Origin of the sequence: Bacteroides gallinarum DSM 18171 = JCM 13658, from assembly GCF_000374365.1 — a bacterium.
Classification (GTDB): domain Bacteria; phylum Bacteroidota; class Bacteroidia; order Bacteroidales; family Bacteroidaceae; genus Bacteroides; species Bacteroides gallinarum.
The window spans coordinates 1-16,357 of sequence record NZ_KB894181.1; the positions used below are offsets into that span (position 1 = coordinate 1).

General features: G+C 51.9%; 14 protein-coding genes and 1 tRNA gene. 10 read left to right on the forward strand and 5 right to left on the reverse strand.

Annotated features, from left to right (window positions below; translation table 11 throughout):
- Positions 1-522 precede the first annotated feature (522 nt).
- Both C233_RS23050 and C233_RS0120635 read right to left on the reverse strand, forming a co-directional pair.
- Positions 523-1,701, reverse strand: a complete 1,179-nt coding sequence (locus C233_RS23050; protein ID WP_018669396.1) for a phosphoribosylaminoimidazolecarboxamide formyltransferase — start codon at positions 1,699-1,701, stop codon at positions 523-525.
- A 109-nt stretch (positions 1,702-1,810) separates the two neighbouring features.
- Positions 1,811-1,881 (reverse strand) — tRNA-Gln (locus C233_RS0120635).
- A 220-nt stretch (positions 1,882-2,101) separates the two neighbouring features.
- Between C233_RS0120635 and rsfS the strand changes: the two genes are divergently transcribed.
- The 3 genes from rsfS to C233_RS0120650 are packed head-to-tail and all read left to right on the forward strand — an operon-like array spanning position 2,102 to position 5,371.
- Positions 2,102-2,461, forward strand: a complete 360-nt coding sequence (gene rsfS / locus C233_RS0120640) for a ribosome silencing factor (protein ID WP_018669397.1) — start codon at positions 2,102-2,104, stop codon at positions 2,459-2,461.
- Between the two features lie 9 nt (positions 2,462-2,470).
- A complete protein-coding gene (ftsH, locus tag C233_RS0120645) occupies positions 2,471-4,516 on the forward strand; it encodes an ATP-dependent zinc metalloprotease FtsH (RefSeq protein ID WP_018669398.1) in 2,046 nt (681 codons plus the stop codon).
- Positions 4,517-4,528: 12 nt separating this feature from the next.
- A complete protein-coding gene (locus C233_RS0120650; RefSeq protein ID WP_018669399.1) occupies positions 4,529-5,371 on the forward strand; it encodes a phosphatidate cytidylyltransferase in 843 nt (280 codons plus the stop codon).
- A 137-nt stretch (positions 5,372-5,508) separates the two neighbouring features.
- Here C233_RS0120650 and C233_RS0120655 read toward each other — a convergent pair whose 3' ends face one another.
- From C233_RS0120655 to surE, 3 genes are all read right to left on the reverse strand, one after another.
- Positions 5,509-6,252 carry a NigD1/NigD2 family lipoprotein gene (locus C233_RS0120655; RefSeq protein ID WP_025069219.1) on the reverse strand — a complete coding sequence of 248 codons (744 nt, stop codon included), beginning with the start codon at positions 6,250-6,252 and terminating at the stop codon, positions 5,509-5,511.
- 325 nt (positions 6,253-6,577) lie between these two features.
- Positions 6,578-7,726 carry a lipid-A-disaccharide synthase gene (gene lpxB / locus C233_RS0120660; RefSeq protein ID WP_018669401.1) on the reverse strand — a complete coding sequence of 383 codons (1,149 nt, stop codon included), beginning with the start codon at positions 7,724-7,726 and terminating at the stop codon, positions 6,578-6,580.
- Between the two features lie 15 nt (positions 7,727-7,741).
- Entirely contained in the window at positions 7,742-8,509 is a 768-nt protein-coding gene (gene surE / locus C233_RS0120665) for a 5'/3'-nucleotidase SurE (protein WP_018669402.1), read from the reverse strand.
- Positions 8,510-8,579: 70 nt separating this feature from the next.
- Between surE and C233_RS0120670 the strand changes: the two genes are divergently transcribed.
- The 7 genes from C233_RS0120670 to C233_RS0120700 all read left to right on the forward strand — a co-directional run bounded on the left by C233_RS0120670 (position 8,580) and on the right by C233_RS0120700 (position 16,200).
- Positions 8,580-9,059, forward strand: a complete 480-nt coding sequence (locus C233_RS0120670; RefSeq protein ID WP_018669403.1) for a DUF456 domain-containing protein — start codon at positions 8,580-8,582, stop codon at positions 9,057-9,059.
- Positions 9,060-9,542: 483 nt separating this feature from the next.
- Positions 9,543-10,310, forward strand: coding sequence for a ParA family protein (locus C233_RS0120675; RefSeq protein WP_018669404.1), 768 nt, complete (start codon positions 9,543-9,545; stop codon positions 10,308-10,310).
- A gap of 104 nt (positions 10,311-10,414) precedes the next feature.
- Positions 10,415-11,305: a ParB/RepB/Spo0J family partition protein gene (locus C233_RS0120680; RefSeq protein ID WP_018669405.1), complete on the forward strand. Its 891-nt coding sequence runs from the start codon at positions 10,415-10,417 to the stop codon at positions 11,303-11,305.
- Positions 11,302-12,162, forward strand: coding sequence for a DUF5683 domain-containing protein (locus C233_RS0120685; RefSeq protein WP_018669406.1), 861 nt, complete (start codon positions 11,302-11,304; stop codon positions 12,160-12,162). The genes C233_RS0120680 and C233_RS0120685 overlap by 4 nt, the downstream gene beginning before the upstream one ends.
- Before the next feature lie 46 nt (positions 12,163-12,208).
- On the forward strand, positions 12,209-13,507 hold the full coding sequence (locus C233_RS0120690; protein WP_026314951.1) for a lytic transglycosylase domain-containing protein: 1,299 nt from the start codon (positions 12,209-12,211) through the stop codon (positions 13,505-13,507).
- Between the two features lie 73 nt (positions 13,508-13,580).
- Positions 13,581-15,842, forward strand: coding sequence for a RelA/SpoT family protein (locus tag C233_RS0120695; protein ID WP_018669408.1), 2,262 nt, complete (start codon positions 13,581-13,583; stop codon positions 15,840-15,842).
- Positions 15,843-15,858: 16 nt separating this feature from the next.
- The gene (locus tag C233_RS0120700; RefSeq protein ID WP_018669409.1) at positions 15,859-16,200 is read left to right on the forward strand and encodes a TIGR04076 family protein; all 342 of its coding nucleotides are present in this window, start codon (positions 15,859-15,861) and stop codon (positions 16,198-16,200) included.
- Positions 16,201-16,357: the final 157 nt, after the last annotated feature.

The following is a 16,357-nucleotide window of genomic DNA, read 5'->3' on the forward strand; positions in this document are numbered from 1 at the left end:
TTCAAACGGGAACACTGAGTGAAGCCTGCCAAGCTCACTCTCATTAAAACTTTTGCGGTATTTTTCCAGAACATCAAATTCTGTGAAGCCCAAAGTTGGGTGAATTTCGGAAATATTTTGTATCTTAGCCATATCTTAGTCGGGGAATTTCCCCCGTTTTGGCCTTCAAACCTTATTTGCGGGGGAATACCTAAAGATACAAAAAAGCCAGCTAATTCGCAATATTTTGTGTATGAATTAGTTGGCTGATTTTATATTATTTACTGAATGTCCCTATCCTATAAACCGCTTCGCCACAGATAATACGAATTAACGCAGATTATCGATATAGAATAAACAAGCGATAAAACCGGAGGTTAACCGATAAATCAAGCTAACCGGTAAATCAAGCTAACCGGTAAATCAGGTTAACCGGAACATCAGGCTAATCGATAAATCAAACTAACCGATAAATCAAACTAACCGGCAAACTCCTAAAATCCAATCTGCATTAATCCGTGCAATCTGCGGTAAAAGCCAATCTTAATGGTGGAACAGGCGGATACCCGTAAACGCCATTGCTATGCCGTACTTATCGCACGTTTCGATAACATGGTCGTCGCGTACCGAGCCTCCTGCCTGCGCTATATATTCCACGCCGCTCTTGTGCGCACGCTCGATATTGTCGCCGAACGGGAAGAAAGCATCGGAACCCAGTGCAACCCCTTTCAAGGTATCCAGCCAGGCACGCTTCTCCTCACGGGTCAGCACTTCCGGCTTTTCCGTGAAGAACTGCTGCCAAACGCCGTCGGCAAGCACATCATCGTAATCCTCGCTGATGTAGACATCGATAGTGTTATCGCGGTCGGCACGGCGAATCGTCTCCACCCAGGGCAAACCCAACACCTTCGGATGCTGGCGCAAATACCAGATATCCGCCTTGTTCCCCGCCAGGCGGGTACAATGAATCCGGCTCTGCTGTCCGGCGCCGATACCTATTGCCTGGCCGTCCTTTACATAACACACGGAATTGGACTGGGTATACTTCAAGGTGATGAGCGCTATCATCAAATCGCGCCTGGCAGCCTCGGGAAAATCTTTATTCCGGGTAGGAATATTGGTGAACAACTCCCCACCATTCAGTTTAATCTCGTTGCGCCCCTGCTCGAAAGTCACCCCGAACACATCCTTATGCTCTACCGGAGCCGGTCGGTAAGCCGGGTCAATCCTGATTACATTATAAGTACCCTTGCGCTTGTTCTTCAAGATTTCAAGAGCCTCGCCGGTATACCCCGGTGCAATCACCCCGTCGGACACCTCACGGTTGATGAAACGGGCAGTTGCCTCGTCGCACACATCGCTCAAGGCGATGAAATCGCCGTAAGAAGACATGCGGTCGGCACCACGGGCACGCACATAAGCATTAGCAAGCGGCGACAGCGGCAAACCGTCTACAAAATAAATCTTCTTCATCGTCTCGTCCAGTTCCAGCCCAATGGCGGCTCCCGCCGGGCTTACATGCTTGAACGAGGCGGCAGCCGGCATTCCCGTAGCTTCCTTCAGCTCCTTCACCAACTGCCAGCCGTTCAAGGCATCCATAAAATTGATATACCCCGGACGTCCGTTCAGGACTTCAATGGGCAGTTCACCCTCCTGCATAAAAATACGTGCCGGCTTCTGGTTAGGGTTGCAGCCGTATTTAAGCGATAATTCTTTTGCCATAATTCTTATAGTATAGTTCAAGTTGCCGCAAATTTACGCTTTATCTAACAAAAAACCCTCTAAAGATAAATCTTTTAGAGGGTTTAATGTCTAATTAAATAGTATGAAGTTGGGCTACCTGGATTCGAACCAGGAATGACAGGACCAGAATCTGTAGTGTTACCATTACACCATAGCCCAAACGGGCAAGACATTTCTGTTTTGCGGTTGCAAAGATACAAAGTTTTCGGTAAACCCAAACATTTTTCGCTATTTTTTTCATTAAAAACTGATAAGATACCATAGGACAAAGAATTATATACCTAAAAAAAAACAAAAAATGAAAGACTTTTTCCCTTTTGCATGTTTGATATGATAAATCAACGTATATTTGTCGCCTGTTTTAAATTAATAATGTGTAATGAACGAAGCAAAGAAACTGATTCAACAGATAACAGAAGGTATTCAAGATAAAAAAGGAAAAAAAATCGTTATAGCAGACCTTACCCAAATAGATGATACGATATGCAACTATTTCGTCATCTGCCAAGGAAACTCTCCCAGCCAAGTAAGCGCCATTGTAGACTCCATTAGAGACTTCACCCGCAAAGGAGCCGGCAGCAAGCCCTTTGCCATAGACGGGCTACGCAACGCAGAGTGGGTGGCTATGGACTATTCCGATGTGCTGGTTCATGTATTTCTGCCGGAAAAGCGCGAATTCTACAACCTGGAGCACCTGTGGGCGGATGCCAAACTAACTCAAATTCCCGACATCGATTAAATTAGACCTATGGACAATAACACCAATAAAAAGCCAACCAAGACCAACATGCCCAAGTTCAACCTGAACTGGCTGTACATGATTATAGCTATGATGTTACTGGGACTGTACCTCACCAACGAAAGCGGTACATCCACCAAGAACATCCCCTACGACGAATTTCAGGAATACGTGCGCAACGGCTACATAAGCAAAGTAACCGGCTACGACGACAACTCGGTAGAAGCATACGTAAAGCCGCAGCACGTACCCGACGTGTTCAAGGCAGATTCCAGCCGCGTAGGTAAGAATCCCTTGATTACGACGGAAGCCCCCTCACGCGAAAGTCTGGGCGACTTCCTGCAGAAAGAAAAAGACGAATCGCGCTTCGACGGCTCTATCAGCTACGAAAAGAAACGCAACTACTTCGGTGCAATCCTCTGGCAGATACTGCCTTTCGCATTCCTCATCGGCTTCTGGATATTCCTGTCGCGCCGTTGGAGCGGCGGAGGCGGCATGGGTGGCGGCAGCGGCATCTTCAGCGTAGGCAAATCCAAAGCCCAACTATTCGAAAAGAACTCCCCGGTGAAAGTCACCTTCAAGGATGTGGCCGGGCTTGCCGAAGCCAAGCAGGAAGTAGAGGAAATCGTGGAATTCCTGAAAGAACCGCAAAAATACACGGAGCTGGGCGGCAAGATACCTAAAGGCGCATTGCTCGTAGGCCCTCCGGGAACCGGTAAAACCCTGCTGGCAAAGGCAGTGGCAGGCGAAGCCAACGTACCCTTCTTCTCACTGGCAGGTTCCGACTTCGTAGAAATGTTCGTCGGCGTAGGAGCCTCCCGCGTCCGCGACCTGTTCCGCCAGGCAAAGGAGAAAGCACCCTGCATCGTATTCATCGACGAAATCGACGCGGTGGGACGCGCCCGTGCCAAAGCAGCCGCCATGGGAGGCAACGACGAGCGCGAGAACACACTGAACCAGTTGCTGACGGAAATGGACGGTTTCGGCTCCAACAGCGGCGTTATCATCCTCGCCGCCACCAACCGGGTGGACGTGCTGGACAAGGCACTGCTGCGCGCCGGACGTTTCGACCGCCAGATACACGTAGACCTGCCAGACCTGAACGAACGTAAAGAAGTATTCGGCGTGCACCTGCGCCCTATCAAGATAGACAATACGGTAGATGTAGAGCTGCTGGCACGCCAGACCCCGGGCTTCTCCGGCGCCGACATCGCCAATGTGTGCAACGAAGCCGCCCTGATTGCCGCCCGCCACGGAAAGAAATTCGTAGAGAAGCAAGACTTCCTGGATGCGGTAGACCGGATTGTAGGCGGCTTGGAAAAGAAAACCAAAATCACCACCGAAGAAGAGCGCCGCTCCATTGCCATACACGAAGCGGGGCATGCCAGTATTTCCTGGCTGCTGGAGTATGCCAACCCTCTGATTAAGGTAACGATTGTACCCCGCGGACGCGCCTTGGGAGCCGCATGGTACTTGCCCGAAGAACGCCAGATTACCACCAAAGAGCAGATGCTGGACGAGATGTGCGCCACCCTGGGCGGACGCGCTGCGGAAGACCTGTTCCTCGGAAGAATCTCGACCGGAGCGATGAACGACCTGGAACGCGTTACCAAGCAGGCATACGGCATGGTTGCCTATTTGGGCATGAGCGACAAGCTGCCCAACCTCTGTTACTACAACAACGAGGAATACTCCTTCAACCGCCCGTACAGCGAAAAGACCGCCGAGCTCATCGACGAAGAAGTGAAGCGCATGGTAAACGAGCAGTACGAGCGTGCCAAGAAAATACTCTCCGACAACCAGGAAGGACATAAACGGCTGGCACAGCAACTGATAGACAAAGAAGTAATCTTTGCAGAAGACGTAGAGCAGATTTTCGGCAAACGCCCGTGGGCTTCGCGCTCCGAAGAAATCATCAGCGCCGGCAAAACCTCCAAGGAACTGAAAGAAGCCGAGGAGCAGCAGGCAGCCAAGGCAAAAGAAGCGGAGAAAGAGGTGAAAGAGGAGGAAGACCGCAACACAGAGGCTTCCGGCAATACCGAGTCAAAAAACTAAAACGGGAACACTGTGAAAAATAACTTCATACAACGTGCAATCACAGGAGCACTATTCGTAGCCGTACTGGTGGGCTGTATCCTTTACAGCCCCCTGTCGTTCGGCATCCTATTCACCATAATCAGCGCGCTGAGCGTGCACGAGTTCGCCCACCTGATAAACAAGCAGGGCGAAGCCCTTATCAACAGAACGATTACCGCCTTGGGCGGAGCCTACCTGTTCCTCGCAATCATGGGTTTCTGTACCGCTGCCACCGATGCACGCGTGTTTCTTCCCTACTTAGGGCTGCTGCTCTACCTGATGATAACCGAGCTGTACCTGAAAAAGAAGAACCCCGTAGGCAACTGGGCATATTCCATGCTAAGCCAGCTCTACGTGGCACTGCCCTTTGCACTGCTTAACGTACTCGCTTTCCAGAACTCGCCGGAAACGAGCAGCGTAACCTATAACCCTATCCTGCCGCTCTCTATTTTCGTATTTATCTGGCTGAGCGACACGGGCGCCTATTGCGTAGGCTCCCTGATAGGCAAGCACCGCCTGTTCGAGCGCATCTCGCCCAAGAAATCATGGGAAGGCAGCATAGGCGGAGCGGTATTCTCCATTGCCTCCTCCTTCGTATTCGCCCACTATTTCCCCTTCATGCCCGTGTGGCAATGGGCGGGGCTGGCAGTCGTCGTAGTTATCTTCGGGACATGGGGCGACCTCACCGAGTCGCTGATGAAGCGCCAGTTGGGTATCAAGGACTCCGGCACTATCCTTCCGGGACACGGCGGAATGCTCGACCGCTTCGACAGCGCTCTAATGGCTATCCCCGCGGCAGTAGTCTACCTGTACTTGCTGACAATGATAAAATAACTCCTCCCTATACATTTCAGGCACGGACGGTACAGAAAACCGCGGAGAAGCGCAAAGCCGCTCCCTGATTTTCCGTACGTCCGTGCCTGAAGGCTCAAATCACACTTTCCCGCAAACGGGTTTCGCACGGCAATATCTTATTTCAACCGCATCTCCGACAAATCGAGGTCTTGCACATCCTTCGTGTTATCGGCAGTACTTGCAAAGTCGAACGAAAGCTCCACCTCGCCATTCACCTCCGAATTGATTTTCAGCTTGATACCCTTCGTTTCGGAAGTAATATCCAAGCTATTCAGATTGTACGATACCGCACCGTATTTGCGCAAGCCGGTTACATCATCGTAGTCGTTGTAGCGGAGTTCCAAATGTATATAACCGTCGTCTCCATACAGCTCCGCATCGTCCTGCGGACGCACGAGGCTGATACGGTGCTTGTTTTCGGAAGGCAAGTTCTGCAGAAACAAGATGTCCATATACCCTCCGCTGATACCTATGTCACCCTGGTAAATCAAGACAGGGTCGTTACCGAACTCCTCCTCCGTTTCAGGCGTCAGCGTCTCCACCTCCTTAGTCAGCACATCATTCAGACGCAAGATTTTCACAGCATGGTCGTACCCGGCATACTCGTCGGACAGCGGGTTGAACACGGTAATCACACGCTTCCCGTCCACGGGTTCGTACCACCCCAAATTCGTATTCACCGGCCAGAGGGTTCCCCAGACATCGCAGTCCAGATAGAATGCATTACCGGTAACACGTACCGTAGCCCACAGCGGCGGAGTAAAATCGCCAATCGAATATCCGTCGTTGTCATCACAAGATTGCAGCAGAGGCATTACAGCCAGGCAAACTGCCATAAACAGCCAATGTAATTTTCTCATAATTAAAGTCCTTTCATTCGTTTTTATATAGTTCTCCGTATAGTTTTCGTATGATATCAAGTCCCGTATGTATAAGATTCTAAATTGTTTTTGTATAGTTTCCGTATAGTTTTCGTATGTTTCTTTGTACAATTTCCGTATCCTTTTATATTGTTTCCATACCGTTCTCCATACCGCTTTCCGCATCCTTTTCCGTACCTTTTTCTGTACCGTTTTCGTATCCCTTTCTGTACCGCTCTCCATGCCGTTTTCTGTATAAAAAACACAAAAGCCGGGCATTTACTGCACCGGCTCTTTCTCTTTTAACAAGAAATTAAATATTCCCCTATTTTTTGCAACGTTTCTTAAGCAAATCCACTATTTTGCGGGCAGCCCGTCCGGGTGCTCCCGCCTCTCCCAGGCGCGACGCCATGTATTCGTAACCGGCAAGCATCTGCCCGCGATACTCCTTATCGTACAGGATACGCTGAAGCTCCGCCCGTATCCGCTCCACGGTCATGGTATCGGCAACCAACTCCTTCACGACCTCGCGACCGGCAATAAGGTTAACCAAAGAGATATACTTCACCTTCAGTATGTGCCGCTTAAGAAAAGCAATCACCTTTCCTATCGGCGTATGGTAGCATACCGCCTGCGGAACCCGGAACAGCGCCGTTTCCAGTGTCGCAGTGCCCGAAGTAACCAGCGCAGCCTCCGCATGCCGGAGCAGAGGATAAGTCCGGTTAAAGATTATCTTCACATCCGCCTCCCCCACATACTTCCGGTAATATTCCGGAGCGATGCCCGGAGCACCCGCCAGCACCAACTGATAGCCGGGAAACGAGGCGGCAGCCCGAATCATGTCCGGCAGGTTGTCCTTGATTTCCTGCTTGCGACTCCCCGCCAGCAGAGCGATAATGGGTAGGGAGGAAAGCCCGTTGGCCTGCCTGAACTCCTCCGGAGTTTCCGAATAGTCCTCCTGGAAAGCAGCCACCTCGTCCACAGTCGGATTACCCACATAATGTATGGGATATCCGTGCTTGCCCTCGAAAAACTCCACCTCGAACGGGAGGATAGAAAACAGCTCGTCCACATCCCGCCTGATATTCTTTATACGGTACTCCTTCCACGCCCATATCTTGGGAGAGATATAATAATACACCGGTATCTGCGTGCAGGCATGGACGAACTTGGCTATATTCAGGTTGAACCCCGGATAATCCACCAGGATAAGCACATCCGGCTGCCATGCCACGATATCCTCCTTACAACGCCTCATATTGGCGAAAATGGTACGCAGATGCAGCAAGACGGGGATAAAACCCATGTACGCCAGCTCTTTATAATGCTTCACCGGCGTCCCCCCCACTGCCGCCATAAGGTCACCGCCGAAGAAACGGAACTCCGCCCGGGCATCCTCCGCTTTCAGGGCGCTCATCAGGTGCGACGCATGCAGGTCGCCGGACGCCTCGCCGACAATCAGATAATACTTCATAAACAACTGGTACGATTACTGAAACCACGTTTTCAACTCGTCTATCATACTGTACGCGGTTACGTCCACCGTAGTCGGGGTAATCGCCACATAGCCGTCGCCGAGCGCTCGGCGGTCGCTCGCCTCATTCCCCGCTCCGGACTCCTCGAACTCCCCGGTCAGCCAGTAATAATGCGCATCGCCCCGGTGGGCGAAGTTCTCCCACTCGTTGACCCACTGCCCCTTCGCCTGGCAACAGATTTTCACTCCTTTCAGCTCCTTCGTATCGGGGAAGTTGACATTGAGACAGGTGAGCGGCGGCAACCCTTTTTCCAATACCTTCCGGGTTATCTCACGGATGTATGCCCCCGCCGGCTCGAAGTCGGCATCGGGCTCGTGGCAGCACAGCGAAAAGCCGATAGAAGGAATACCTTTCAAACAACCTTCGATAACGACGCCCATCGTACCGGAATAATGCACGTTGACAGACGAATTGTCGCCATGATTGATGCCGCCCACCACGAGGTCGGGCTTACGGTCGAGCACCGTATGTAAAGCCAGCTTTACGCAGTCCGCCGGCGTACCGGAACATTTGTACACCGTCAGCCCCACATCCTTGCGGAGCAGTTGGTAACGGATAGGTTCCGTCACGGTAAGCGCGGAAGCACTGCCCGAACGGGGCGCATCCGGCGCCATTACCACAATCTCGCCCAGCGGACGGAGAAACTTTATCAACTCGCTAATACCTTTCGCAATGATACCGTCGTCATTGGAAATCAATATCAAAGGTCTTTGATTTTCCATATTTCTTTTTAAATTTGCTACAAATTTAGCAAAAGAGAACCACATATTAACCACCAATACTCAAAAAGATATGCCGGACATCTTACTCATCATCCTGGGCGCCCTCTGCCTGATAACAGGACTGGCAGGCTGTTTCCTGCCGGCAATACCCGGCCCGCCCGTGGCCTATGCCGGTTTGTTGCTGCTGCACTTCACCGGCCAGGCGCAATTCTCCACTACGCAGCTATTGTTGTGGCTGCTGGCGGTCGTCATCGTGCAGGTGCTGGACTATTTCGTACCCATGCTGGGCAGCAAGTACAGCGGAGGGACGCGCTGGGGAACGCGCGGATGCCTCGCAGGAACCGTCATCGGACTATTCTTCATGCCCTGGGGTATCGTCCTCGGCCCGTTCCTGGGTGCATTTGCCGGAGAACTCCTGGGCGGCAGGGAGGCGGCGCAAGCGTTGAAATCCGGACTGGGTTCCTTGCTTGGCTTCCTGTTCGGCACGGTGCTGAAATGTATGCTCTGCGGATATTTCATATGGGAATTCGCTACGGCACTCATTGCGTAAAGACAATCTCCGGCATTGCCCGTGCCTGCTACTCCATTGCCTGATAAGTAATCGTCCCACAATTGTTGCATTTGCGTCCGATAGATGTCGGACGAAAAGGAAACAACTGTGGGACGAAAGCGTAATGACCGTCGGACGAAAAAAAGCAAGGAAGGAAAAAACAGTTACCCGCCTGCGGGGAAACACTTCCCGACTGCTCTGCCCTTAGCCCGCAACCGCCTCCGGCGCGGGATTTCCGTTGAAATAAATCTTAATCTTCCGCAAGTGAGACAAAAAAACCGCTTCATTTCAAGATAAATACGTATATTTGCCCATTGGGAGGGAGAGGAAGTACCTCGACGTGCTTTCACCGAAAACCGGGGACGGAGCCTGGGAGTTATTAACAAAACAGGCGACTTTTCAACCGTTTTTGCAATCTTTCTCTTTTTTAGTAGGCGCTATTCGGAATTATCGCTTATTTCGCTGCCAATAAACATTGAAATTATGGGAAAAATAATTGCTTTGGCAAATCAAAAAGGTGGTGTAGGAAAAACAACAACGACCATTAACCTCGCGGCTTCCCTCGCCACACTCGAAAAGAGAGTGCTGGTGGTGGACGCAGACCCCCAGGCAAACGCCTCGTCGGGGCTGGGCGTAGACATCAAGCAGGCGGAATGCACTATCTACGAATGCCTTATAGACCGCGCCGACGTACGGGACGCCATTCACGACACAGAAATCGACACCCTGAAGGTTATTTCCTCCCACATCAACCTGGTAGGAGCCGAAATCGAAATGCTCAACCTTAAAAACCGGGAAAAGATATTGAAAGAAGTGCTCGCCCCGCTGAAGGAAGAATTTGACTATATATTGATAGATTGTTCGCCGTCGCTGGGGCTGATTACAATCAACGCGCTCACAGCTGCCGACTCGGTCATCATCCCCGTGCAGGCCGAATATTTCGCCCTGGAGGGTATCAGCAAGTTGCTCAATACGATTAAAATCATCAAGTCCAAGCTGAACCCCGCGCTCGAAATCGAAGGGTTCCTGCTGACGATGTACGACTCGCGCCTGCGCCAGGCGAACCAAATCTACGACGAGGTGAAACGCCACTTCCAGGAACTGGTGTTCAACACCGTGATACAGCGCAACGTAAAGCTGAGCGAGGCGCCCAGTTACGGCCTGCCCACTATCCTGTACGATGCGGACTCCACCGGAGCCAAGAACCACATCGCACTGGCCAAAGAGCTAATCAGCCACAGCGGGAAGTAAGTCCCCCGCACATGGCAAGCAATAGCAGCAAACAGTAAAGTGCAAGCAGCAAGCAGTAAATCGCAAACAATAAATTGTAAATCGTAAAATAGTAAATAGTATAGATGGTACAAAAAAGAAATGCATTGGGACGTGGGCTGGACGCTTTGCTCTCCATGGATGAGGTGCATACCGAAGGCTCTTCCTCCATTAACGAGATAGAGCTGTCTAAAATTACCGTCAACCCCAACCAGCCCCGCCGCGAGTTCGACCCGGCAGCGTTGCAGGAGCTTGCCGATTCCATTGCGGAAATCGGTATCATCCAGCCTGTTACCCTGCGCAAGCTGTCCGACGACGAATACCAGATTATCGCCGGCGAGCGCCGCTTCCGCGCTTCGCAGATAGCCGGGCTGACGAGCATTCCCGCCTATATCCGCACCGCCGACGACGAGAATGTCATGGAAATGGCACTCATCGAGAACATACAGCGCGAAGACCTGAACTCCATAGAGATAGCGCTCGCCTACCAGCATCTGCTGGAACAGTACGGTCTCACCCAGGAACGCCTCAGCGAGCGTATAGGGAAAAAGCGCACCACCATTGCCAACTACCTGCGGTTGCTGAAACTGCCTGCTCCTATCCAAATGGGGTTGCAGGACAAGCAGATAGACATGGGGCATGCCCGCGCCCTGATAACGCTGGGCGACCCCAAGCTGCAAATGAAGATTTTCGAAGAGATACTCCAGCAAGGCTACTCGGTACGCAAGGTGGAGGAAATCGTAAAATCGCTGAACGAGGGCGAAACCGTAAAAAGCGGCAGCCGTAAAATTGCCCCCAGGCGTGCCAAGCTGCCCGAAGAGTTCAACATGCTGAAACAACAGCTCTCCAGCTTTTTCAGCACCAAAGTGCAGTTGACCTGCTCCGAAAAGGGGAAAGGGAAAATCAGCATCCCGTTCAGTAATGAAGAAGAATTGGAACGTATCATCGGCATCCTCGATACGCTGAAAAATAAATGACGAAAAGAAGAATTATATATCGAATAGGTATCGCCCTGCTGCTCTGCCTCATACAGACGGCAGGGATTGCTGTGTATGGGCAGGGACGCCCGCGTGCCGCCGTCAAGAGAGTATACGGGCAGCAGGCGGATTCCCTGGGCGCCCTACGGCGGCAGGCTGCACGGATACAAGCGGACAGCCTGGGATTGCCGGCGGTAAAACCGGCGCCGGAACGTGCTATCTTCCCGGCGGATAGCCTCGCCACCGCCGACAGCATCGCAGCGGAGAACAAGAAAAAACTGCTGGAAATGACTTCGACGCCCACCCTGGCAGAGCCGGAAGTGCCGGCGGACAGCCTTAAGAAAGAAATAGACCGGAAGGTATGGGTTCCCAACCCTACGACGGCTACCTGGCTGGCGCTCGTAATCCCCGGCGGCGGGCAAATCTACAACCGTAAATATTGGAAGCTACCCATATTCTACGGTGGTTTTGCAGGGTGTGCCTATGCCCTGACGTGGAACAGCAAGATGTACAAGGACTACTCCACCGCCTACAAAGACGCCATGAACGGCAATATGCAGTCCAGCAGCATCACCGACCTGCTGCCACCCGGATACACGGTTTCCGAAAGCCAACTGAAAGAGTTGCTGCGCAAGCGCAAAGATACCTACCGCCGATACCGTGACCTGAGTATCTTCGCCTTTATCGGCGTGTATCTGCTGTCGGTCATAGATGCCTATGTGGATGCCGAGCTATCCAACTTCGACATCACTCCCGACCTCAGCATGAGGGTGGAGCCGGCCGTTATCAACAGCAACCAGATAAGCAATTCTTCCAACAACCGTTCCGTGGGAGTGCAATGCAGTTTCCGATTTTAATAAAAAATAAAACAGATTTATCCATATGGCAAATAAACCTACATACATGAGAAAAATAATCACCGGTTCCTCGCTTCTGCTCGGCATACTGCTGGCTGCCCCGCAAGTGCATGCCCAGGAAAGCGTAGACGTAATCATCCGTGAAAACGGAACGGAACGTAAGGAGGTTATCGACCTGCCCAAGAGTATGACCTATCCCGTAGACAGCCTGCTGAACGACTGGAAGGCCAAGAACTATATCGATTTAGGCAAGGATTGCAGCACTTCCACCACCAATCCGGTGTTCAGCGACTCCGTATATATAGACCGGCTTTCACGTATGCCTACCGTTATGGAGATGCCGTACAACGAGATTATACGCAAGTTCATCGACATGTACACCGGACGCCTCCGCAACCAGGTGGCTTTCATGCTGAGCGCCTGCAACTTCTACATGCCTATTTTCGAGGAAGCCCTCGATACGTACGGCTTGCCGCTGGAGTTGAAGTACCTGCCGATTATCGAGTCTGCGCTCAACCCCTCGGCGGTATCCCGCGCGGGCGCCTCCGGATTGTGGCAGTTCATGCTGAATACCGGCAAGATATACGGGCTGGAAAGCAACAGCCTCGTAGACGAGCGCCGCGACCCTATCAAGGCTACCTGGGCTGCCGCACGTTACCTGAAAGACATGTATGCTATCTACGGGGACTGGAACCTGGTAATCGCCGCCTATAACTGCGGCCCCGGCACTATCAACAAGGCAATTCGCCGGGCGGGAGGCAAGACGGATTACTGGGAGATATACAATTACCTGCCGAAAGAGACGCGGGGCTATGTGCCTGCCTTCATCGCCGCCAACTACGTGATGACTTACTACTGCAAGCACAACATCTGCCCCATGGAAACCAACATCCCGGATGCCACGGACACCGTACAGGTGAGCCGTAACCTGCACTTCGAGCAAATAGCGGACATATGCGGCATCGGCATGGACGAGATTAAGAGCCTCAACCCCCAGTACAAGCGGAACATCGTACCGGGAGACAGCAAGCCCCGGACTCTCCGCCTGCCGATAAACTACATCAGCACTTTTATTGACAACCAAGATACGATTTACGCCCACCGCAGCGCGGAACTGTTCAAGAACCGCAGAACGGTTTCCGTGGCAAGTACCCGGAGCAAAGCGCGTAGCGGCAGGAGCACGGGTTCCTCGCAGGGCGACGTGACTTACCACAGGATACGCAGCGGGGAAACCTTATCGACTATCGCCCGCAAATACGGTGTCACCGTCAGCCAGTTGAAAAGCTGGAACGGCCTGAGGAGCACGAGGATTAATGCCGGAAAGCGGCTGAAGATTTACAAATAAAGGTGCAAATGCTTGTCCGGTGTTGAAAATTGCTTATTTTTGCAAAAAGTGAAGAAGAAAGGAGAAACAGTATATGGAAGACAGTGCAAGCCAGAAGGAGAAAGAGAAAGCCGAAGAGGAAATGATTGAACAGGCATTCCAGGAACTGTTGAACGACTATTTGGCAACCAAGCACCGCAAGCGTGTCGAAATCATAACCAAGGCATTCAATTTCGCCAACCAGGCGCACAAGGGGATTAAGCGCCGCTCGGGCGAACCTTACATCATGCACCCTATCGCCGTAGCCAAGATTGTGTGCAACGAAATCGGCCTCGGCTCCACTTCTATCTGCTCCGCCCTGCTGCACGATGTGGTGGAGGATACCGACTATACCGTAGAGGATATCGAAAATATCTTCGGTCCCAAAATCGCCCAGATTGTAGACGGGCTTACCAAGATATCGGGCGGCATCTTCGGCGACCGCGCCTCGGCGCAGGCAGAGAATTTCAAGAAGCTGCTGCTTACCATGTCCGACGATATCCGCGTTATCCTCATCAAGATAGCCGACCGGCTGCACAATATGCGTACGCTCGGCTCCATGCTGCCCAACAAGCAGTTCAAAATCGCCGGCGAGACTCTGTATATCTATGCACCGCTCGCCAACCGCCTGGGGCTGTACAAGATAAAGACGGAGCTGGAGAACCTGAGCTTCCGGTATGAGCACCCGGAGGAATACCGCGAAATAGAGAAGAAGCTCGAGGCTACTGCCGTAGAGCGCGACAAGGTTTTCAAGGAATTTACCGCCCCGATACGCGCCCAACTGGACAAAATGGGGCTGAAATACCGTATCCTCGCCCGTGTAAAGTCCATTTATTCTATCTGGAACAAGATGCAGACCAAGCATGTGCCTTTCGAGGAAATCTATGACTTGCTTGCCGTACGCATCATCTTCGAGCCCCGCAACATGGAGGAGGAGCTGAACGACTGTTTCGACATCTACGTATCCATATCCAAGATATACAAGCCGCATCCCGACCGCCTGCGCGACTGGGTGAGCCACCCAAAGGCCAACGGTTACCAGGCGTTGCACGTTACTCTTATGGGCAATAACGGGCAGTGGATAGAAGTCCAAATCCGCAGTGAGCGCATGAACGATGTTGCCGAGCAGGGTTTCGCCGCCCATTGGAAATACAAAGAAGGCGGCGGCAGCGAAGACGAGGGCGAGCTGGAAAAATGGCTGCGTACTATCAAGGAGATACTCGACGACCCGCAACCGGATGCTATCGACTTCCTGGATACTATCAAGCTGAACCTGTTTGCCTCGGAAATCTTCGTATTCACCCCGAAAGGCGAAATCAAGACTATGCCGCAGAACGCAACGGCGCTGGACTTTGCTTTCTCCCTGCACACCGACATCGGCAGCCACTGCATCGGGGCGAAAGTGAACCACAAGCTGGTTCCCCTGAGCCATAAGTTGCAGAGCGGCGACCAGGTAGAAATCCTGACTTCCAAATCGCAACGCGTACAGCCGGAGTGGGAAGCGTATGCCACTACCGCCCGCGCCCGTGCCAAGATTGCCTCTATCTTGCGCAAGGAGGCGAAGGTGCACCAGAAAGAGGGCGAGACAATCCTTGCCGATTTCTTCAAAAACGAGGATATCCGCATGGACGACAAGGCGTTGGACAAGCTTACCCGCCTGCACAACTTCCACACGCGCGACGAGCTGCTCATTGCCGTGGGCAGCAAGAAGCTGGTTTTGGGCGATGCGGACAGAAATGCGTTCAAAGAGAAACAGAGCACCAACTGGAAGAAGTTCCTGACTTTTTCTTTCGGCAATAAAGACAGCAAAGATGCCAACAAGGAAGCCTCCGGGGAGAAAGCTCCGCAGGAAAAAATCAATACCAAGCAGATATTGAAGCTCACGGAGGAAACCATTCAGAAGAACTTCATCATGGCGGATTGCTGCCACCCCATTCCCGGCGACGATGTGCTGGGGTACATAGACGAACAAAACCGGGTTATCATCCACAAACGCCAGTGTCCGGTGGCCGCCCGCCTCAAGAGTAGTTACGGCAACCGTATCATCGCTACCGAATGGGACACTCACAAGGAGCTTTCATTCCTCGTTACCATTTATATAAAAGGCATAGACAGTATGGGGCTGCTGAATGAGGTGACCCAGGTTATCTCCCGCCAGTTAAACGTCAACATCCGCAAGCTGGCGATTGAAACGAACGACGGCATTTTCGAGGGTAAGATACAGCTCTACGTGCACGATGCGGACGATGTACGCAGCATCTGCGACAACCTGAAGCAGATACAGAACATCAAACAGGTAACAAGGGTCGAGGAATAAAACGCATAATCTATTTATGAAACGCTGCAAAATCACCATTCTGAAAACCACCCTCAACGAAGAGCTGGCTAAAGAATATGCCGCTCCGGGATTTACGAAATGCCCCATGATGCGAGAAGGGCAAGTATTCTATGCGGATTATGCCAAGCCGGAGGGTTTCTGCGACGAAGCGTGGAAAGCCGTGTACCAGTATGTGTTCGCCCTGTCGCACGGTTCCGGCATCTTTTATTACGGTGACTGGATAACGAAGGAAGGCGTTGCCATTTGTTCCTGCAACGACGGTTTGAGACCGGTTATCATGAAGATAGAACGCACGGACGAAGAAGCCCGCATCTCTTACGAACCGATTAAGGACTAACGGGGGGACGTATCGGGCGTTTCTCCCTCTTTCAGCCCTTGCTTCAAGGCTTCCACCTGCTCATAGGGACATTCAGTAAATAATATAAAATCAGCCAACTAATTCATACACAAAATATTGCGAATTAGCTGGCTTTTTTGTATCTTTAGGTATTCCC

Bases quoted from the DNA above. Each gene is read 5' to 3' on its own strand.
- C233_RS0120675 (WP_018669404.1), top strand. From the start codon at position 9,543: ATGGGAAAAATAATTGCTTTGGCAAATCAAAAAGGTGGTGTAGGAAAA.
- C233_RS0120695 (WP_018669408.1), top strand. From the start codon at position 13,581: ATGGAAGACAGTGCAAGCCAGAAGGAGAAAGAGAAAGCCGAAGAGGAA.
- C233_RS23050 (WP_018669396.1), bottom strand. From the start codon at position 1,701: ATGGCAAAAGAATTATCGCTTAAATACGGCTGCAACCCTAACCAGAAG.
- C233_RS0120670 (WP_018669403.1), top strand. From the start codon at position 8,580: ATGCCGGACATCTTACTCATCATCCTGGGCGCCCTCTGCCTGATAACA.
- C233_RS0120655 (WP_025069219.1), bottom strand. From the start codon at position 6,252: ATGAGAAAATTACATTGGCTGTTTATGGCAGTTTGCCTGGCTGTAATG.
- C233_RS0120690 (WP_026314951.1), top strand. From the start codon at position 12,209: ATGAGAAAAATAATCACCGGTTCCTCGCTTCTGCTCGGCATACTGCTG.
- C233_RS0120700 (WP_018669409.1), top strand. From the start codon at position 15,859: ATGAAACGCTGCAAAATCACCATTCTGAAAACCACCCTCAACGAAGAG.
- lpxB (WP_018669401.1), bottom strand. From the start codon at position 7,726: ATGAAGTATTATCTGATTGTCGGCGAGGCGTCCGGCGACCTGCATGCG.
- ftsH (WP_018669398.1), top strand. From the start codon at position 2,471: ATGGACAATAACACCAATAAAAAGCCAACCAAGACCAACATGCCCAAG.
- C233_RS0120685 (WP_018669406.1), top strand. From the start codon at position 11,302: ATGACGAAAAGAAGAATTATATATCGAATAGGTATCGCCCTGCTGCTC.
- rsfS (WP_018669397.1), top strand. From the start codon at position 2,102: ATGAACGAAGCAAAGAAACTGATTCAACAGATAACAGAAGGTATTCAA.
- surE (WP_018669402.1), bottom strand. From the start codon at position 8,509: ATGGAAAATCAAAGACCTTTGATATTGATTTCCAATGACGACGGTATC.
- C233_RS0120680 (WP_018669405.1), top strand. From the start codon at position 10,415: ATGGTACAAAAAAGAAATGCATTGGGACGTGGGCTGGACGCTTTGCTC.